Annotated in this window: 19 protein-coding genes; 11 read left to right on the plus strand and 8 right to left on the minus strand. The window is 71.6% G+C overall.

What is annotated here, in order from left to right; translation table 11 throughout:
* Nucleotides 1-56 precede the first annotated feature (56 nt).
* Nucleotides 57-950: a DeoR/GlpR family DNA-binding transcription regulator gene (locus ACXJMZ_RS05120; protein WP_457028973.1), complete on the minus strand. Its 894-nt coding sequence runs from the start codon at nucleotides 948-950 to the stop codon at nucleotides 57-59.
* 223 nt (nucleotides 951-1,173) lie between these two features.
* The gene (locus ACXJMZ_RS05125) at nucleotides 1,174-2,628 is read right to left on the minus strand and encodes an NAD(P)H-quinone dehydrogenase (protein ID WP_457028786.1); all 1,455 of its coding nucleotides are present in this window, start codon (nucleotides 2,626-2,628) and stop codon (nucleotides 1,174-1,176) included.
* A gap of 159 nt (nucleotides 2,629-2,787) precedes the next feature.
* On the opposite strand from ACXJMZ_RS05125, the gene ACXJMZ_RS05130 reads away from it, so the two are divergent.
* The 5 genes from ACXJMZ_RS05130 (at nucleotide 2,788) to ACXJMZ_RS05150 (ending at nucleotide 6,912) form a co-directional block, all read left to right on the plus strand.
* Complete coding sequence (locus ACXJMZ_RS05130) at nucleotides 2,788-3,225, plus strand: gamma-glutamylcyclotransferase (protein WP_457028787.1); 438 nt, start codon at nucleotides 2,788-2,790, stop codon at nucleotides 3,223-3,225.
* 152 nt (nucleotides 3,226-3,377) lie between these two features.
* Nucleotides 3,378-4,199, plus strand: coding sequence for a purine-nucleoside phosphorylase (locus ACXJMZ_RS05135; RefSeq protein ID WP_457028788.1), 822 nt, complete (start codon nucleotides 3,378-3,380; stop codon nucleotides 4,197-4,199).
* 102 nt (nucleotides 4,200-4,301) lie between these two features.
* Nucleotides 4,302-5,981, plus strand: a complete 1,680-nt coding sequence (locus ACXJMZ_RS05140; RefSeq protein WP_457028789.1) for a phospho-sugar mutase — start codon at nucleotides 4,302-4,304, stop codon at nucleotides 5,979-5,981.
* A gap of 107 nt (nucleotides 5,982-6,088) precedes the next feature.
* Nucleotides 6,089-6,562 carry a hypothetical protein gene (locus tag ACXJMZ_RS05145; RefSeq protein ID WP_057231080.1) on the plus strand — a complete coding sequence of 158 codons (474 nt, stop codon included), beginning with the start codon at nucleotides 6,089-6,091 and terminating at the stop codon, nucleotides 6,560-6,562.
* On the plus strand, nucleotides 6,559-6,912 hold the full coding sequence (locus ACXJMZ_RS05150) for a hypothetical protein (protein ID WP_457028790.1): 354 nt from the start codon (nucleotides 6,559-6,561) through the stop codon (nucleotides 6,910-6,912). The genes ACXJMZ_RS05145 and ACXJMZ_RS05150 overlap by 4 nt, the downstream gene beginning before the upstream one ends.
* A 66-nt stretch (nucleotides 6,913-6,978) precedes the next feature.
* Here the strand turns inward: ACXJMZ_RS05150 and ACXJMZ_RS05155 are convergent, their stop codons facing one another.
* From ACXJMZ_RS05155 to ACXJMZ_RS05175, 5 genes are all read right to left on the minus strand, one after another.
* Nucleotides 6,979-7,659, minus strand: coding sequence for a PH domain-containing protein (locus ACXJMZ_RS05155; protein WP_457028791.1), 681 nt, complete (start codon nucleotides 7,657-7,659; stop codon nucleotides 6,979-6,981).
* A 91-nt stretch (nucleotides 7,660-7,750) separates the two neighbouring features.
* Complete coding sequence (locus ACXJMZ_RS05160; RefSeq protein ID WP_457028792.1) at nucleotides 7,751-8,488, minus strand: ABC transporter permease; 738 nt, start codon at nucleotides 8,486-8,488, stop codon at nucleotides 7,751-7,753.
* Nucleotides 8,485-9,216, minus strand: coding sequence for an ABC transporter ATP-binding protein (locus ACXJMZ_RS05165; protein WP_457028793.1), 732 nt, complete (start codon nucleotides 9,214-9,216; stop codon nucleotides 8,485-8,487). Before ACXJMZ_RS05165 ends, ACXJMZ_RS05160 begins: the two co-directional genes overlap by 4 nt.
* A 65-nt stretch (nucleotides 9,217-9,281) precedes the next feature.
* The gene (locus tag ACXJMZ_RS05170; RefSeq protein ID WP_457028794.1) at nucleotides 9,282-9,905 is read right to left on the minus strand and encodes a TetR/AcrR family transcriptional regulator; all 624 of its coding nucleotides are present in this window, start codon (nucleotides 9,903-9,905) and stop codon (nucleotides 9,282-9,284) included.
* 310 nt (nucleotides 9,906-10,215) lie between these two features.
* The gene (locus ACXJMZ_RS05175; RefSeq protein ID WP_457028795.1) at nucleotides 10,216-10,917 is read right to left on the minus strand and encodes an aminoglycoside 3'-phosphotransferase; all 702 of its coding nucleotides are present in this window, start codon (nucleotides 10,915-10,917) and stop codon (nucleotides 10,216-10,218) included.
* A 131-nt stretch (nucleotides 10,918-11,048) separates the two neighbouring features.
* On the opposite strand from ACXJMZ_RS05175, the gene deoC reads away from it, so the two are divergent.
* From deoC to ACXJMZ_RS05200, 5 genes are all read left to right on the plus strand, one after another.
* Complete coding sequence (gene deoC, locus ACXJMZ_RS05180; RefSeq protein WP_457028796.1) at nucleotides 11,049-12,035, plus strand: deoxyribose-phosphate aldolase; 987 nt, start codon at nucleotides 11,049-11,051, stop codon at nucleotides 12,033-12,035.
* 5 nt (nucleotides 12,036-12,040) lie between these two features.
* Complete coding sequence (locus ACXJMZ_RS05185) at nucleotides 12,041-13,519, plus strand: aldehyde dehydrogenase family protein (protein WP_457028797.1); 1,479 nt, start codon at nucleotides 12,041-12,043, stop codon at nucleotides 13,517-13,519.
* On the plus strand, nucleotides 13,512-14,408 hold the full coding sequence (locus ACXJMZ_RS05190) for an aldehyde dehydrogenase family protein (RefSeq protein WP_457028798.1): 897 nt from the start codon (nucleotides 13,512-13,514) through the stop codon (nucleotides 14,406-14,408). Before ACXJMZ_RS05185 ends, ACXJMZ_RS05190 begins: the two co-directional genes overlap by 8 nt.
* 380 nt (nucleotides 14,409-14,788) lie before the next feature.
* On the plus strand, nucleotides 14,789-15,181 hold the full coding sequence (locus ACXJMZ_RS05195; RefSeq protein WP_457028799.1) for a hypothetical protein: 393 nt from the start codon (nucleotides 14,789-14,791) through the stop codon (nucleotides 15,179-15,181).
* 49 nt (nucleotides 15,182-15,230) lie between these two features.
* Nucleotides 15,231-15,869: an ATP-binding protein gene (locus ACXJMZ_RS05200; RefSeq protein WP_457028800.1), complete on the plus strand. Its 639-nt coding sequence runs from the start codon at nucleotides 15,231-15,233 to the stop codon at nucleotides 15,867-15,869.
* 170 nt (nucleotides 15,870-16,039) lie between these two features.
* Here ACXJMZ_RS05200 and ACXJMZ_RS05205 read toward each other — a convergent pair whose 3' ends face one another.
* Nucleotides 16,040-16,948, minus strand: a complete 909-nt coding sequence (locus ACXJMZ_RS05205) for a SigE family RNA polymerase sigma factor (protein ID WP_457028801.1) — start codon at nucleotides 16,946-16,948, stop codon at nucleotides 16,040-16,042.
* 235 nt (nucleotides 16,949-17,183) lie between these two features.
* Here ACXJMZ_RS05205 and ACXJMZ_RS05210 point away from each other — a divergent pair, with 235 nt between their 5' ends.
* Nucleotides 17,184-17,861, plus strand: a complete 678-nt coding sequence (locus ACXJMZ_RS05210) for a response regulator transcription factor (RefSeq protein WP_184918780.1) — start codon at nucleotides 17,184-17,186, stop codon at nucleotides 17,859-17,861.
* Nucleotides 17,862-17,886: the final 25 nt, after the last annotated feature.

Raw genomic sequence — 17,886 nt, forward strand, 5'->3', positions numbered from 1 at the left:
ACGAGGTCGGCGTCGCAGTTCCCCGAGCCCCTGGTCGTGCGCCGGGTGCCCTCGGCTCAGCGCACACGGGACGGGCTCAGTTCGGTGAGGCGGCCCGGGAGTTGGTGGCCCGGACGGCGCTGGCCCGGGAGCGGGGCGGGGCGCCGGGGGGTGGTGGCGCCGGCCGGGACGGGCTGCTGGTGCACGGGGGTGTCGGCCGGGGGGCCGAGCGGGGCGATCGAGATCTGCACGCCGCAGTCGGCGAGCGCGTCCAGCTCGCGGGCGGTCGGGTCCGTCCCGGCGGCCTGCTCGTCCGTCACCAGGCGGGTGATCGCCTCGGTCGGGACGGTCTGGAACATGGTGTCCGCGCCGAGCTTGGTGTGGTCGGCGAGGACGATGACCTCGGTGGCCGACTGCACCAGCGCCCGGTCCACGCTCGCGGAGAGCATGTTGGTGGTGGAGAGACCGCGCTCGGCGGTCAGGCCGCTGCCGGAGATGAAGGCCTTGGTGACCCGCAGGCCGTTCAGCGACTGCTCCGCCCCGCTGCCGACCAGGGCGTAGTTGGATCCGCGCAGGGTGCCCCCCGTCATCACCACCTCCACCCGGTTGGCATGGGCCAGCGCCTGGGCGACCAGCAGCGAGTTGGTGACCACGGTCAGCCCGGGCACCCGGGCCAGCCGGCGGGCCAACTCCTGGGTGGTGGTGCCCGCGCCGACCACCACGGCGTCCCCCTCCTCGACCATCGAGGCGGCGAGATCGGCGATCGCGCTCTTCTCGGCGGCCGCGAGATGGGTCTTCTGCGGATAACCGGGCTCCCGGCTGAAGCCGCCGGGGAGCACCGCGCCGCCGTGCCGGCGGTCGAGCAGCCCTTCGGCCTCCAGCGCCCGGACGTCTCGGCGTACGGTGACTTCGGAGGTCTGGACGACGCGGGCCAACTCGCGGAGCGATACCGCTCCGTTGGCGCGCACCATTTCGAGGATCAACTGGCGACGTTCTGCAGCAAACACAGAACCGACGGTAACTGAATGACCGTCTGCTTTCAGGCGTTTGCAGCTGGTATCGGGAAATGCTCACCTCGGAGCAGCGTGCGACCGTACAATACGCGCCGTCAGCTGCCGGTGATCACGCTCGGCCGGGCGGGTGAGACGGCAGAGGCGGCCGCCGTCGGCGACCGCCCCAACTCCGTTCCGCAGCTCAGGAGTCCGAGTCCTCCCGCTTGCGGATGTGCAGCTGACGGGCGGCCTCGGCCGTGGAGCCGGAGAGCGACGGGTAGACCGTGAAAGCACCGGCCACCTGTTCGACCGTCAAGTTGTTGTCCACAGCGAGCGAGATCGAATGGATGAGTTCGCTGGCGCGCGGCGCGACCACCACACCACCGACCACGATGCCGGTGCCAGGGCGGCAGAACAGCTTCACGAAGCCGTCCCGGATGCCCTGCATCTTGGCCCGCGGGTTGCCGCGCAGCGGGAGCTTGATCGCGATCGCGTCCATCTTCCCGCAGGAGACGTCGGTGGCGGTGTAGCCGACCGTGGCGATCTCCGGGTCGGTGAAGACGTTGGAGGCCACCGTCTTCAGGTTGAGCGGCTGCACCGCGTCGCCGAGCACGTGGTACATCGCGATCCGGCCCTGCATCGCGGCGACCGAGGCGAGCATGAAGACGCCGGTGCAGTCGCCGGCCGCGTAGACGCCGGGGGCGCTGGTCCGGGAGACCCGGTCGACCTGGATCTGGCCCCAGTCGTTGAGCTTGACCCCGGCCTCCTCCAGGCCGAGACCGGCGGTGTTCGGCACCGAGCCGACCGCCATCAGGCAGTGGGTGCCCTCGATCACGGTGCCGTCGGCCAGGGTGACCTCGACCCGGTCACCGATCCGCTTGGCGCTCTCGGCCCGCGAACGGCCCATCACGTTCATCCCGCGACGGCGGAAGACCTCTTCGAGCACCTCGGCGGCGTCCGGGTCCTCGCCGGGCAGCACCCGGTCGCGGGAGGAGACCAGGGTGACCTTGGAGCCGAGCGCCTGGTACGCACCGGCGAACTCGGCGCCGGTGACACCGGAGCCGACCACGATCAGCTCGCGCGGCAGCTCCTCCAGCTCGTAGACCTGGGTCCAGTTCAGGATCCGCTCGCCGTCCGGCTGGGCGTCCGGGAGCTCGCGCGGGTGCACGCCGGTGGCGATCAGCACGGCGTCGGCCCGGAGCGTCTCGGTCGAGCCGTCGGCACCGTCCACGATCACCTCGCGGGAGCCGTCCGCCGCTTGGCCGCCGGAGCCGAGCCGGCCCTTGCCGCGCAGCACCGTGACCCCCGCCCGGGTGACCGACTGGGTGATGTCGTGCGACTGCGCGATGGCGAGCCGCTTCACCCGTCGGTTGACCTTGCCGAGGTCCACCCCCACCACCCGGGCCGACCCCTCGATCGGCGGGGTGTCGTCCGCGACGATGATGCCCAGCTCCTCGTACGAGCTGTCGAAGGTGGTCATCACCTCCGCCGTCGCGATCAGGGTCTTCGACGGCACGCAGTCCGTCAGCACCGCCGATCCGCCCAGACCGTCGCGGTCGACAACGGTCACCTCCGCGCCGAGCTGGGCGGCCACGAGGGCCGCCTCATATCCGCCGGGTCCGCCACCGATGATCACGATCCGAGTCACATGCACCATTGTCCCGTACGCCGAGACCGGCGCCACGCCGGGGGCGTTGCATTGTGCTCAGCTCCGATCGGACCCGGTCGTGAACTGTCCGGACTGCGCGTTCGGACGGACCGTCAGAAGCTCCGTACCCGCTCCCTTGCGGGCTCCGCTCTCCCGTATGGTGACGCCATGCCCCTCTACGCCGCGTACGCCACGAACCTCGACGCCCGGCAGATGAGCCGTCGCGCCCCCCACTCGCCGCTGCGCGGCACCGGGTGGCTGGACGGCTGGCGGCTGACCTTCGGCGGCGAGCAGCTGGGCTGGGAGGGCTCGCTGGCCACCGTGGTGGAGGACGAGAAGGAGCAGGTCTTCGTCTCCCTCTACGACGTCGCGCCGATGGACGAGGACGGTCTGGACCGCTGGGAGGGCCTGCAGCTCGGCATCTACCGGAAGATCCGGCTCCGGGCGCACACCCTGGACGGGGAGATCCCGGTCTGGACGTACGTGCTGAACGACTGGGAGGGCGGACTGCCCGCCGCGCGCTACCTGGGCATGATCGCGGACGCGGCGGAGAGCGCGGGCGCACCGGACGACTACGTGCTGGACCTGCGGCGACGACCGTGCTGACGGTATGACTGTCGGCCTGGTTGTAGAACCCTCCGAACAGGGCGGCCCGTAGCGGGTGTTCGTTTGGGTCTCTAGGTCATCCGGGTAACGATCCGGCATGGTTCACCGGGTATGTCTACGCGCGTAGGCGATTGCCGTCTATTCTCGGTGACGTGAACGCATCTCCTCAGTCCAACGTCTCCGCCGACCCCTACGCCGCCGCTCGGACGGCCGCCGAGCGTCTGCGTGAGCTGACCGGTGCCGAGCGCCACGACGTCGCCCTGGTGATGGGCTCCGGCTGGGTGCCGGCCGCCGACGCCCTCGGCGAGACCGTGGCTGAGTTCCCGGTCACCGACCTGCCCGGCTTCCCGGCTCCGGCCGTGGCCGGCCACTCGGGCAAGATCCGCTCGGTCAAGATCGGCGACAAGCGCGCCCTGATCTTCCTCGGCCGCAACCACTACTACGAGGGCCACGGCGTGGCCACCGTGGTGCACGGCGTCCGCACCGCCGTCGCGGCGGGCGTCGAGACCGTGGTGCTGACCAACGGCTGTGGCGGTCTGCGTGAGGGCTGGGTGCCCGGCCAGCCGGTGCTGATCAGCGACCACATCAACCTCACCGCGGACTCCCCGATCGTCGGCGCCAACTTCGTCGACCTCACCGACCTGTACTCCAAGCGGCTGCGCGAGCTCTGCCGCGAGGTGGACTCCTCCCTCGACGAGGCCGTCTACGTGCAGTTCCGCGGTCCGCACTACGAGACCCCGGCCGAGATCGGCATGGTCCGGGCGATCGGCGGCGAGCTGGTCGGGATGTCCACCACGCTGGAGGCGATCGCCGCCCGCGAGGCCGGCGCCGAGGTGCTGGGCATCTCGCTGGTCACCAACCTGGCGGCCGGGATCACCGGCGAGCCGCTCAACCACGAAGAGGTGCTGGAGGCCGGCAAGGCCAGCGCCGAGCGGATGGGCGCGCTGCTGGCGAAGGTTCTTGAGCGGATCTGACCGTCATCTGACGCAGAATCAGTAGTCCGGAGCCGTCCACCCGCTGTCCGGGGTGGCGGCTCCGTCTCTTTTCCCACTCACCCTCAGAGGGAGCTGGCAGCAATGTCCCAGACCACCGATCTGCTCGCGCGCGCCCGGACCTGGCTCGCCGAGGACCCGGACCCGCAGACCCGCGAGGAGCTGACCGCGCTGCTGGCCGCCGCCGAGGGCGAGCCCGAGGGCAGCGAGCGGATCGCCTGGTCCCGGCTGGCCGAACGCTTCAGCGACCGGCTCCAGTTCGGCACCGCCGGGCTGCGTGGCGAGCTGGGCGCGGGCCCGATGCGGATGAACCGCGCCGTGGTGATCCGGGCCGCCGCCGGTCTGGTCGCGTACGTGAAGGCCGAGCAGCTCGGCGACCTGGTGGTGATCGGCTACGACGCCCGGCACAAGTCGTACGACTTCGCCCGGGACACCGCCGCCGTGGTGGTCGGCGCCGGGCTGCGCGCCGCCCTGCTGCCCCGCGCGCTGCCCACCCCCGTACTGGCCTTCGCCGTCCGCCACCTCGGCGCGGCCGCCGGCGTGACCGTGACCGCCAGCCACAACCCGCCGCAGGACAACGGCTACAAGGTCTACCTGGGCGACGGCTCACAGATCGTCCCGCCGGCCGACGCGGGCATCGCCGCCGAGATCGACGCGATCGTCTCGCTGAACCAGGTGCCGCTCGCCGACGGCGGCTGGGAGGTGCTCGGCGACGACGTCGTCGAGGCGTACCTGGACCGCGCCGTCACCGTGGTCGACCCGGCCGGGGCCCGCGACCTCGAGGTGGTCTACACCCCGATGCACGGCGTCGGCCGGGACACCCTGGTCGCCGCCTTCAAGCAGGCCGGCTTCCCCGCCCCGACCGTGGTGGCCGAACAGGCCGAGCCCGACCCGGACTTCCCCACCGTGGCCTTCCCCAACCCGGAGGAGCCGGGCGCGATGGACCTCGCGTTCCGCACCGCCACCTCGGTCGGCCCCGACATCGTGATCGCCAACGACCCGGACGCGGACCGCTGCGCCGTCGCCGTCGCGGACAACGGCGGCTGGCGGATGCTGCGCGGCGACGAGGTGGGCGCACTGCTCGGCTCCGCCCTGGTCGCCAAGCGGGCCACCGGCGTCTTCGCCACCACCATCGTCTCCTCCACCCTGCTCGGCCGGATCGCGGCCGCCGCCGGGCTCGGCTACACCGAGACGCTGACCGGCTTCAAGTGGCTCTCCCGCGCGGACGGCCTGCGCTACGGCTACGAGGAGGCGCTCGGCTACAGCGTCGACCCCGAGGGCGTCCGCGACAAGGACGGCATCACCGCCGCCCTGCTGGTCGCCGAACTCGCCGCCACCCTCAAGCAGTCCGGCCGCACCCTGACCGACCTGCTCGACGACCTGGCGCTGGAGCACGGCCTGCACGCCACCGACCAGCTCTCGGTCCGGGTCGAGGACCTCTCCGTCATCTCCGACGCCATGCAGCGCCTGCGCTCCCAGCCCCCGACCGCCCTGGCCGGCCTGCGCGTCACCCGCGCCGACGACCTGGCAACCGGCACCCCGGAGCTCCCGCCCACCGACGGCCTGCGCTACTACCTGGCCGGCGAGTCCGTCACCGCCGCCCGCATCGTGGTCCGCCCCTCCGGCACCGAGCCCAAGCTCAAGTGCTACCTCGAGGTCGTCCTCCCGGTCGCCACCGCCGCCGACCTGGCGGACACCCGGGCGCGGGCGGCGGAGCTGCTCGCAGCGATCAAGCGCGACCTAGCAGCGGCCGCCGGCATCTGACGGGACGTCGACGGCGCCCGGGCTCCTCCACCAACCCCGGGCACCGTCGACTGCCGACACGAGCGTCCAGCTATCGGACCGGCAACATCCGAGCTAGTGTGGATGTCATGACTGTGGCCTACGAGGACGTGCCGTTCAGCGAGCTGCTCCACCATCCGGCCGCAACCACCCGACGCCTGGACGCCGTCCGAGCGCTGCGCCTGCGGCGGCGCGACGCCGGCGACCTCGCGCTCATGCGTGTCGACCAGCTGGAGCAGGACACCACCGTGGTCGACTTCACTGCCCGTCTGCTCGCTGGACTGGTGCGCACCGAGAACACCACCGCACTGCGTCAAGCCCTTCCCGAGGCCCTGCCGTGGACCACGTTCCTTCCGTCGGAGGACATGGACACCTTGCTCGCCGAGCTGGTGGACACCGCCCAGGGTGCAGCGGCCCTGGAGAACCTGGCGCCGATCGCGATACTGCTGGCCCAGTGGCGTCACAGCGCCGAGATCTACGCGGATCCAGCCCTGCTCGCCCTCCTCACCCGTGAACCCGAAGGAGACCTCGGCCCCGTCCCGATGCCACAGGCCGCCGAGTGAGCCCGAAGCGGGGCGACCGGGCGGCCCCGCCTCCGGTCGACGACGAGTACGACCTTCGGTTCGCCAACTCCGAGGCCGCCGACGGCTGGGAGCACCTGTCCCGCCACGCTTCGGGCAATCTGCGCCGTGCCTTCGAGCGAATCCGCTCCGCCCCGCGAGCATCGGACAGCCCCGAACGCCAACACCGCCTCAGGGGCAAGCTCGGCACCACCACCTTCAAGGGACAGACCCTTGAGCGCTGGCAGTACGAGGTCACCGGTGGCGGCCGCATCTGGTATCTCCTTGACGACGCCAATCGCACGGCCTGGATCGTGTACGCAGGAACCGGCCACCCGAAAGCCACGGACTGAGCCGACCCGTGACAGCACTGTGCCCGGCTCCCCATGGGCGGGAGCCGGGCACAGCCATACGTGCCGTCAGTTGGTGGCGATGATCAGGGTGACCAGGGTGACCAGGCCGATCGCGGTGGGGGCGATGATCCACCAGCACCAGCGGACCACGACCGGGCCGACTGCGGCGGGGTTGCCGGCGTTGCGTTCGGCGATCTCCAGCAGGGTGCTGACCACCTGGTCGGACCAGGCCTTGGTGGGGTCGGGCTGGCCGGCCCGGACGGAGCGCATCGGGTTGACCAGGCCGGAGCTGCGGGAGGCCCGGGGGTCGTCGGCGGCTGCGGCGCGGGAGGCCGCACGGGTGGCCTTCTTGCGGGCCCGGAGCGACACCGGGACGGCCCAGACCTGGTACTTCCTGCCGCCGGCGAAGAGCTCCACCGAGTACCCGGCCCGCAGGCCCTCGACCGAGGCCCAGGGCGCGTGCACGGTCCGGAACGGGTTGCGGACCAGCAGCCGCCGGTCGTCCGCGCGCACCGTGGGCCGGATCGTGTAGGCGCCCACCGGCAGCATGAAGACCGGGGCACAGGCCAGTGCGACCCAGGGAGTCCGGCCGGTGCCGGTCAGCAAGGCGTCGATGATCAGCCAGGCGGCCACCGCCAGCAGCAGCACGCCGGAGATCACGCCGGGAACGGAGCGGTAGACGCGGTCGGCGTACTTGGGCTCGGAGGCGGCGCTGCCCGGGTCGGGCCTGCCGTCGGAATCGGTCATGGGGCCGATTCTGCACCATGCATCCCACCCGGCGCCGGGAGGAGTGGCCGCCCGGAGGGTCCGAGCCCGGCGCCGGGAAACCGACGCCCCGTCAGGCCGTCCGACGGCGCAGCGTGGCCGCACCGAGGGTCAGGGCGAGCAGGACGCAGCCACCGATCACCGCCAGGTCGCGGATCACGGCGCCGGTGACGTCCGGACTGCTGGTGAGGTGGTCCATCGCGTCGACCGCGTACGAGAGCGGGAGGACGTCGGAGACCCAGCGGAGCACCGGGGCCATCGCGTCCCGGGGGACGAACAGACCGCAGAGCAGCAGCTGGGGCAGGATCACCGCGGGGAGGAACTGGACGGCCTGGAACTCGGTCTCGGCGAACGCCGAGACCAGCAGGCCGAGCGCCATGCCGAGCAGCCCGTCGCCGACCGCGACCGCGAAGACCAGCCAGGTCGGGCCCTGGATGTCGAGGCCGAGCAGACCGAGGGTGAGGGCGGACGCCAGCGCGGCCTGGACCAGGGCGACCACGCCGAACGCGATCGCGTAGCCGAGCAGCAGGTCGAGCTTGCCGAGCGGCATGGTGAGCAGTCGCTCCAGGGTGCCGCTGGTCCGCTCACGGAGCATCGCGACCGAGGTGACCAGGAACATCACCAGCAGCGGGAAGATCCCCAGCAGTGCGCCGCCGACCTGGTCGAAGACCTGGGGCTGCCCGTCGAACATGTACCGGAGCAGGGTGAGCAGCAGACACGGCACCACCAGCAGCATCGCCAAGGTCCGTGGGTCGTGCCGGAGTTGGGCCAGCACGCGGCGAGCGGTGGCCAGGGTGCGGTGAAGGTTCACGAGGTGCTCCCGACCAGGCTGAGGAAGGCGGCGTCCACATCGGCGGCACCGGTACGGGCCAGCAGACCGGCCGGGGTGTCGGCGGCCAGCAGGCGGCCGTCGCGCATCAGCAGCAGGCGGTCGCAGCGCACCGCCTCGTCCATCACGTGACTGGAGACCAGCAGGGTGCTGCCCGCGTCGGCGAGGTCCCGGAAGAGCTGCCAGAGGTCGCGGCGGAGCACCGGGTCGAGGCCGACCGTGGGCTCGTCCAGGACCAGCAGTTCGGGCCTGCCGAGCAGCGCGGCGGCGAGCGAGACCCGGGCCCGCTGGCCGCCGGAGAGCTGGGCTGTGCGGTGGTCCCGGTGAGTGGTGAGGCCGACCGCCTCGATCACCCGGTCCGGGTCGGTGGCCGGGGCGCCGAGCACGGCGGCGAAGTAGCGCAGATTCTCGGCCACGGTGAGGTCGCCGTAGACGGACGGGGCCTGGGTCAGGTAGCCGATCCGGCTCCGCAGGCCGGCACTGCCGGCCGGTTCGCCGAGCACCTCGACCCGGCCGCCCGAGGTCCGCTGCACGCCGACGATCGAGCGCAGCAGGGTGGTCTTGCCGCAGCCGCTCGGCCCGAGCAGGCCGGTGACCGTCCCGGCCGGGACGTCCAGGTCGAGGCCGTGCAGGACGGGGTGGCCACCCCGGACGACCGTGAGGCCGCTGATCCGGATGGCGGGCGCCGGGCCCGCCGAAGAATTCATCATGCGATGAGTTTCCCGCTGCGGCCCAGTGCCGTCAAGCAGTGCGACCGAAGGATTCGGGCAGCGGGTCAGGCGCCGCCCAGGTACCCCTGAAAGGTCGGCGCGAGCAGCGGGAGCAGCTCCTCCCGGGTCGCCGACGCCAGCGGCTCGACCGCGATCACGTACCGGGCCATCGCCAGTCCCATGATCTGGGAGAGCATCAGCTCCGTCCTCAACTCCGGCTGGTCGATGTCGAGTTCGTCGGCTGCCCGGCGGACCAGCTCCTCCAGTACGAAGCCGCGCATCAGCTGCGCGACCTGCTCCGTGGTGGCCGCCGCCCGGATCAGCGCGAGCAGCCGGTCCAGCACCCCCGGCTGTTCCCAGAGCGTCAGCACAAACCCCGCCACCCGCTCGCCGACCGTCGCCCGGTCACCCGCCAGCACCTGCTCGACCACCACCCTCGGATCGACCGGGAACTCCAGCGCGGCCAGGAAGAGCTGGTCCTTGCTGCCGAAGTAGTGGTGCAGCAGCGCCGCATCCACCCCGGCCGCCCGGCCGATCGCCCGCATGCTCGCCTTCTCGTACCCACGCGCGGCGAACTCCGCCCGGGCCGCCTCGAGCACCGTCCGACGGGTGTCGGTCGAGCCGGGGCGGCGGCCGGTCCGCTTGCGGGGCGTCTGGCCTGGGGCTGCGGGCTGCTCTGCTGAGGTCACCAGGCCATTGTCACGGGGCGGCAACTCTTTCGAGTGAGCCTGAACGTTTCTTCTCCGCACGCGAATGAGCAGAACTGCAGCATGCGCGCCGTGCACACGGGCTGGCAGCCCATCCGGGCGGATCATCCTGGAGCAGCGGGAGCAGGAGGGCGCCCGACCCTCCTGCGCAGTTGGGCAACAAGCTGTTGCCCAACTGCCCTGGGCTACGTGACCGTCCTTCTTGCCTGGCCAAGAGCCGCCCCCGGAGATTGGGCCGCAGCTTGTGGCCCAACCTCGGGACGACCGGGACGAGGGGAAGCATGAGGGGTCGTCAGTTGACCGTCTCGTCCAACAGCCGGTAAAAGGCGAGCCGCTGCTCGTCCAGCGGCGTTGCGCCGTAGCGGGCGACGAAGCGGTCCGCGCTGCGCGGGCCGTACTGCGGGTTTAGGCCGTTGCCGAGGCTGCGGGCCATCTGGGCCAGGTCGGTGTAGCGGTCGGCGACGCCGAGAGTACCGACGTCGACCAGGGCGGTGACGGTCAGCGTGTCCGGGTCGAGCAGGATGTTCGGGGCGCAGTAGTCGCCGTGACAGACCACCAGATCCTCGACCGGCGGGCGAGGGATCGTGAGTCCGGCAAAGGGAAGCAGCGTGGCCAGGCTGCGGTCGAACGGGCAGTCGCCGGCGGGCAGCGCGTGCAGGGCGGCCGCGCAGTCCGCGAGCGCGTCCACCACTGCGTCGCGCCGATGCTCCGGCCAGGGCTCGGCGGCCGAACGGCCGGGTGCGGCCGTGGTCAGCAGCCAGCCGCCGCGTTCATCCGCACCGTGCTCCACCACCTCGGCGGTCGGGAAGCCCTGTTCGGCCAGCCAGGAGTAGCGCTCGGCCTCGCCGAGCAGCGCCATGCCGAGCGCGCCCGGCGCCAGCTTGAGGAAGTACGCGCTCCCGCCGACCAGATGCCAGACCTCGGCGCCCGACATCCCGATGGTGACGGGCCGCCAGTCGTGGCGGTCGAAGCGGCGACGGAAGGAGTCGATCACCCGGAGACCGTACGCCCCGGCCCCGGCCGACCGCGAGCGACTTCCCTCGACCGGGGCAGATATCGGTCCAGCATCGAAACCGGGTGGGCCTAGCGCATCGCTACGCGCGTAGATATGCTGGTCTGGTGACTATGTCCACTGTTGCAGCCAAAGCCCCCGGCGCTGCGGGCGGCGGCCTTGAGGACGTTGCGGCGTCCGAGGCCTCGCTCCGCCGTTTCCTGCACGGCCTGCCCGGCGTCGACGCCGTCGGCCTGGAAGCCCGCGCAGCCACCCTCGGTACTCGATCGATCAAGACCACGGCGAAGGCGTACGCCATCGACCTGGCGATCTCGATGATCGACCTGACCACACTGGAAGGCGCGGACACCCACGGCAAGGTGCGCGCCCTGTGCACGAAGGGCCGGAACCCCGACCCGACCGACCCGACCGCCCCCCGGGTCGCCGCGATCTGCGTCTACCCGGACATGGTCGCCACTGCCAAGGCCGCCCTCGCGGGCACCGACATCCAGGTGGCCTCGGTGGCCACCGCCTTCCCGGCCGGGCGCGTCGCGCTGCCGGTGAAGCTGGCCGACACCGCCGACGCGGTGGCCGCCGGGGCCGACGAGATCGACATGGTGATCGACCGGGGGGCGTTCCTCTCCGGCCGGTACCTGGACGTCTTCAACGAGATCGTCGCGGTCAAGCAGGCGTGCAAGCGCGCCGACGGCACCTCCGCCCACCTCAAGGTGATCTTCGAGACCGGCGAGCTGCAGACGTACGACAACGTGCGCCGCGCCTCCTGGCTGGGGATGCTGGCCGGCGCCGACTTCATCAAGACCTCCACCGGCAAGGTCGCCGTCAACGCGACTCCCCCGGTCACCCTGCTGATGCTGGAAGCCGTCCGCGACTTCAAGCAGCAGACCGGCGTCCAGATCGGCGTGAAGCCGGCCGGTGGCATCAAGACCACCAAGGACGCCATGAAGTACCTGGTGATGGTCAACGAGACGCTCGGCGACGACTGGCTGTCCCCGCACTGGTTCCGCTTCGGTGCCTCCAGCCTGCTCAACGACCTGCTGATGCAGCGTCAGAAGCTCACCACCGGCCGGTACTCCGGTCCCGACTACGTGACGGTGGACTGATCCCCATGGCCAAGAACAAGCAGGCGCAGCAGGTCGAGGCCCCCAAGGGCGGCCTGTTCACGTACGCCCCCGCGCCGGAGTCCCCGGCCGCCGCCGGTGAGATCGCGACCTCGTACGGCCACTTCATCGGCGGCGAGTTCGTCGACTCCTCCGGCAGCGAGGCGCTGAAGACCGTCAACCCGGCCACCGAGCAGGTGCTGGCGGAGTTCGCGCAGGGCACCGACGAGGACGTGGAGCGTGCGGTCGCCGCCGCCCGCAAGGCGTTCACCGACTGGTCGGCGCTGCCGGGCAGCGAGCGGGCCAAGTACCTGTTCCGGATCGCCCGGATCATCCAGGAGCGCTCGCGCGAGCTGGCGGTGCTGGAGTCGATCGACAACGGCAAGCCGATCCGGGAGACCCGCGACGTCGACCTCCCGCTGGTCGCCGCGCACTTCTTCTACTACGCGGGCTGGGCCGACAAGCTCGACTTCGCCGGCTACGGCAGCAACCCGAAGCCGCTCGGCGTGGCCGGCCAGGTCATCCCGTGGAACTTCCCGCTGCTGATGCTGGCCTGGAAGATCGCCCCGGCGCTCGCCACCGGCAACACGGTCGTGCTCAAGCCGGCCGAGACCACCCCGCTGACCGCGCTGCGGTTCGCCGAGATCTGCCGTCAGGCCGGTCTGCCCAAGGGTGTCGTCAACATCGTCACCGGTGACGGCCGGACCGGCGCCGCGCTGACCTCGCACCCGGACGTCAACAAGGTCGCCTTCACCGGCTCCACCCCGGTCGGCCGGGCGATCGCCAAGCAGCTCGCGGGCAGCCGCAAGAAGCTGTCGCTGGAGCTCGGCGGCAAGGCCGCGAACATCGTCTTCGACGACGCGCCGATCGACCAGGCGGTCGAGGGCATCGTGAACGGCATCTTCTTCAACCAGGGTCACGTCTGCTGCGCGGGCTCCCGCCTGCTGGTCCAGGAGTCGATCCAGGACGAGCTGCTGGACGCGCTGAAGCGCCGGATGGGCACCCTGCGGGTCGGCGACCCGCTGGACAAGAACACCGACATCGGCGCGATCAACTCGGCCGCGCAGCTCGCGCGGATCACCGAGCTGTCCGCGGCGGGCGAGGCCGAGGGCGCCGAGCGCTGGGCCCCGGAGTGCGAACTCCCGGGCGCCGGTTACTGGTTCCGGCCGACCCTGTTCACCGGCGTGAGCCAGGCGCACCGGATCGCCCGCGAGGAGATCTTCGGCCCGGTGCTCTCGGTGCTGACCTTCCGCACGCCGACGGAGGCGGTCGAGAAGGCCAACAACACCCCGTACGGGCTGTCGGCGGGCATCTGGACCGAGAAGGGCTCGCGCATCCTCTGGATGGCGAACCAGCTCAAGGCCGGTGTGGTCTGGGCCAACACCTTCAACAAGTTCGACCCGACCTCGCCGTTCGGCGGTTACAAGGAGTCGGGCTACGGCCGCGAGGGCGGCCGCCACGGCCTGGAGGCGTACCTCGATGTCTGAGACCACCCTGAGCGTCTTCAAGACCTACAAGCTGTACGTCGGCGGGAAGTTCCCGCGCTCCGAGAGCGGGCGGGTGTACGAGGTGTCCGACTCCAAGGGCCAGTGGCTCGCCAACGCCCCGCTCGGCACCCGTAAGGACACCCGGGACGCGGTGCTCGCGGCCCGGGCGGCCGTGAAGGGCTGGGCCGGCACCACCGCGTACAACCGTGGCCAGGTGCTGTACCGGATCGCCGAGATGCTGCAGGGCCGTCGCGAGCAGTTCACCGCCGAGGTGGCGCTCGCCGAGGGCATCGGCAGCAAGAAGGCCGCCGCGCTGGTGGACGCCGCGATCGACCGCTGGGTCTGGTACGCGGGCTGGACCGACAAGGTCGCGCAGATCGCGGGCAGTTCCAATCCGGTCGCCGGGCCCTTCTTCAACCTGTCCACCCCGGAGCCGTCCGGTGTGATCGGTGTGGTCGCGCCGCAGTCCGGTGCCGGCTTCTCCTTCCTCGGGCTGGTCTCGGTGATCGCCCCGGCGATCGCGGCGGGCAACACCGTGGTGGTCGCGGCCGCCACCGACGCCCCGCTGCCCGCGCTCTCGCTGGGCGAGGTGCTGGCCACCTCGGACCTGCCCGGTGGCGTGGTCAACCTCATCTCGGGGAAGACCGCCGACATCGCCCCGACGCTGGCCTCGCACCAGGACGTCAACGGCCTGGACCTGGCCGGCGCGATCGCGGCCGAAGGCCCCGGCGCGGCGGTCGAGCTGGAGGTGCTCGCCGCGGATACTCTGAAGCGAGTCATCCGCCCGGCGGCCGACCAGGCCTCGCTGGACTGGACCAATGCGCCGGGAACGGAGCGGCTACTCTCGTTCCTGGAGACCAAGACGGTCTGGCACCCGATGGGTATCTGACCCTCCCGCAGGGAAAACTCCACACAGACTGGCCGTCCCCAGTGCCCTACCCCCCCCGGGGCCCGGACGTGCCACAGACGGGCCCGCACCTCTCCCCCCCTGGTGCGGGCCCGTCGACCTTTCCGGGCTCGCCCTTAAGACCCTCCGGCTATTGGGGGGTGGGTGAAGGAGCGGTGGTGGAGTGCGTGGCTCGGCGGTGCCGAGGAGGGAGTAGATGCGGAGCATCGGCCACCGACGACAAGCCGGCGAGGTGCGTGCCCCGGCGCCGCGACGCCGCCCCCCAATCGCCGGAGGGCCCAAGACCCGCCGGTCGGGGGTGCACCCGGGCCGGCCCGCGTCGGTAGGGTCCGGAGTGCGCCACATGATCTTGGGAGGGCACCGTGTGGGAGATACTCGGCGAGCTGGCCGTGCTGCTGGGGGACGGGCCGCTGCGGGCCCTGCGGGCGCGCCGGGCACTGCGTCGGCTGCGGGCCGGGAAGCAGACCAGGCTGCCCTGCGCGGTCCGTTCCGACCGGCCCGGCTGGCCGGCCGAGTACACCAACGGGAGCCTGCTGTTCACGCCCGGGCAGGCCGAGGCGGCGTTCGGGTCCCGGGCGTACCCGTACCTGCTGTTCCCGGTCGGCGGCGAGCTGCTGGACCCGGAGCCGGAGGCGTGGCACGACCAGGACTGGGCGGCCAAGCTCTACACGCCGGCCGAGGGTGACGCGGTACACATCCAGGTGCACAGCCGCTACCTGCCCGCGCTGGCGACGGCTGTCGGCGGCAGAAACTGACGTCCCGTCTGTTTCGGCATCGCCCTCCGATGCGTCAGACTGGTGTCTCGTGAGTGACTCCCCCATGAACCCCGCCCCGACGGCACCCGCCCTGGTCGTCCTGCTGTCCGGGCCGTCCGGATCGGGGAAGTCCTCGCTGGCGGAGCGGACCGGACTGCCGGTGCTCCAGCTGGACGACTTCTACAAGGACGGCGACGACCCGACGCTGCCCGTACTGCCGGACGGCGACGGGACCGACTGGGACTCGCCGCTCTCCTGGCACCGTGAGCAGGCACTGGCCGCAATCCGGCAACTGACCGGGAGCGGCCGGGCCGAGGTGCCCGTGTACTCGATCCCGGCCAACGGCCGGGCCGGCACCCACGTACTCGACCTGGCAGGCGCCCCGGCCTTCATCGCCGAGGGGATATTCGCCGCCGAACTGGTCGGGCAGTGCGCGGCCGAGGGGCTGCTCGGCGCGGCGATCTGCCTGCGCAACCGTCCGCTGACCACCGCCTGGCGACGGTTCCGCCGGGACGTCCGGGAGGCCCGCAAGTCCGTGCCGTACCTGCTCCGGCGCGGCTGGCGGCTGATGCGGGCCGAACGCGGCATCGTGGCCCGGCAGGTCGAGCTCGGCGCCTACGCCTGCGCCGGGCCCGAGGCCGAGCAGCGGATCGGCGCGGTGGCCGGACGGCAGCCGCAGCCCGCCTGACGCCCCGTCGACACCTGGAGATACGGAAGGGCCCGGAGCCGCTCCCCGGCACCGGGCCCTTCCGCTTCGGTCACATCCCTCCGGCGGTCCGCTCCCCCGAGTCGACCTGCCGTACTTCCGTGACCTGCCCCGTCCCCCGACGGGAGTCCTGTGTACGTGACTTACGCGACCTACGCGACCAGCTCGCCGAAGGCGAAGACGGTGTCCCCGGTGCGGTTCAGCTGGTCGTCCTCGCGCAGCCGGCGCAGCGCCCGCCAGATGCTGCTCTTCACCGTGCCGACGCTGATGCTCAGGATGTCGGCGATCTCCGGGTCGGTGCGGCCCTCGTAGTAGCGGAGCACCAGCATGGTCCGCTGGTTCTCCGGCAGCTTGGCCAGCGCCTGCCAGAGCACGGCGCGCAGCTCGGTGCCGCCCATCGCGTCGGTGTCGCCGACCGTCTCCGGCAGCTCCTCGGTCGGGTACTCGGCGACCTTGCGGCGGCGCCAGGCGGAGATGTGCAGGTTGGTCATGGTGCGGCGGAGGTAGCCCCCGACCGCGGCCTTGTCGGTGATCCGGTCCCAGGCCCGGTAGGTCGAGAACAGCGCGCTCTGCAGCAGGTCCTCGGCCTCGTAGCGGTCGCCGGTCAGGTGGTACGCGGTGGCGTACAGCGAGGCCCGGCGCTCCCGGACGTACGCGGTGAACTCGGCAACATTGTCGCTCGGAGCGGTGGTCTGCTCCTCGGTGGCCGGCGCGAGCCTCAGCAGCGTCGCACCCGCGGCCTCCCGTCCGGCCGGCTCCCCCGAGCCGGTACCGGACAGGCCCTCCCCCGTACCCCCCGTGTTCTCCCGACCCTCGACGCGGACGGGAAGGATTCCCCGCAGCGTCATGGTCGAGGCGGAGTCGGCCGCACTCCCCATGCGACCGATCCCGAACAGCTCCCCCCTGCTCCCGCCACCGAGGCGGCGGGATCCGGTGCTGTGTGCGCACCCCCGTACGATCACGGCACCGGAGGTCTCGTCGGTCCGTACCTCGAAGTGCGTGTGAGACGAACGCGCGTTGTGGACGGCCGCGTTGCTGCGGGTCTTGAGCGTGGCGTTCATCGTGCACCCCCATGGATCGGTACCAGCGGTTCTGCCGCCCGGTACTGCGGCGACAAGGAAAATCCTGCCGGTCCGTTGTGATGGCGGTGTCCGCCGACTGTCACAGGGCTGTCACAGCCACCGGGACCTTCGACCCTTCAAGCCTGGACGCAGAACCCCGGGTTCCGGTTGCAGAGGAACTACGGGACTGGACCTGGTGGGTGAACACTGGCGCCACTTGGTCCAGAATGAGCCCGTGCCTTTCCTCCTTCTGATCGAGGACGACGACGCCATCCGGACCGGCCTCGAACTCGCTCTCACCCGCCAGGGCCACCGCGTGGCCGCCGCTGCCTCGGGCGAGGACGGCCTGAAGCTCTTCAAGGAGCAGCGTCCCGACCTGATCGTGCTCGACGTGATGCTGCCCGGTATCGACGGTTTCGAGGTGTGCCGCCGGATCCGGCGCACCGACCAGCTGCCGATCATCCTGCTCACCGCCCGCTCGGACGACATCGACGTGGTGGTCGGCCTGGAGTCGGGAGCGGACGACTACGTGGTCAAGCCGGTCCAGCCCCGGGTGCTGGACGCCCGGATCCGGGCGGTGCTGCGACGCGGCGAGCGGGAGAGCTCCGACTCCTCGGCGTACGGCAGCGTGGTGATCGACCGCTCCGCGATGACCGTCACCAAGGACGGCGAGGATCTCCAACTCACGCCCACCGAGCTGCGGTTGCTGCTGGAGCTGAGCCGCCGTCCGGGCCAGGCACTGTCCCGTCAGCAGTTGCTCAGGCTGGTCTGGGAGCACGACTACCTCGGCGACTCCCGGCTGGTGGACGCCTGTGTGCAGCGGCTGCGGGCCAAGGTCGAGGACGTACCCTCCGCCCCGACCCTGATCCGCACCGTGCGCGGGGTCGGCTACCGGCTCGATCCGCCGGCCTGATCCCTGACGATGGTGAGCTGCTCCG

It is taken from the genome of Kitasatospora sp. P5_F3 (genome assembly GCF_054049135.1).

Bases quoted from the DNA above. Each gene is read 5' to 3' on its own strand.
- ACXJMZ_RS05120 (WP_457028973.1), bottom strand. From the start codon at position 950: ATGGTGCGCGCCAACGGAGCGGTATCGCTCCGCGAGTTGGCCCGCGTC.
- ACXJMZ_RS05125 (WP_457028786.1), bottom strand. From the start codon at position 2,628: ATGGTGCATGTGACTCGGATCGTGATCATCGGTGGCGGACCCGGCGGA.
- ACXJMZ_RS05130 (WP_457028787.1), top strand. From the start codon at position 2,788: ATGCCCCTCTACGCCGCGTACGCCACGAACCTCGACGCCCGGCAGATG.
- ACXJMZ_RS05140 (WP_457028789.1), top strand. From the start codon at position 4,302: ATGTCCCAGACCACCGATCTGCTCGCGCGCGCCCGGACCTGGCTCGCC.
- ACXJMZ_RS05145 (WP_057231080.1), top strand. From the start codon at position 6,089: ATGACTGTGGCCTACGAGGACGTGCCGTTCAGCGAGCTGCTCCACCAT.
- ACXJMZ_RS05155 (WP_457028791.1), bottom strand. From the start codon at position 7,659: ATGACCGATTCCGACGGCAGGCCCGACCCGGGCAGCGCCGCCTCCGAG.
- ACXJMZ_RS05165 (WP_457028793.1), bottom strand. From the start codon at position 9,216: ATGATGAATTCTTCGGCGGGCCCGGCGCCCGCCATCCGGATCAGCGGC.
- deoC (WP_457028796.1), top strand. From the start codon at position 11,049: ATGTCCACTGTTGCAGCCAAAGCCCCCGGCGCTGCGGGCGGCGGCCTT.
- ACXJMZ_RS05185 (WP_457028797.1), top strand. From the start codon at position 12,041: ATGGCCAAGAACAAGCAGGCGCAGCAGGTCGAGGCCCCCAAGGGCGGC.
- ACXJMZ_RS05190 (WP_457028798.1), top strand. From the start codon at position 13,512: ATGTCTGAGACCACCCTGAGCGTCTTCAAGACCTACAAGCTGTACGTC.
- ACXJMZ_RS05205 (WP_457028801.1), bottom strand. From the start codon at position 16,948: ATGAACGCCACGCTCAAGACCCGCAGCAACGCGGCCGTCCACAACGCG.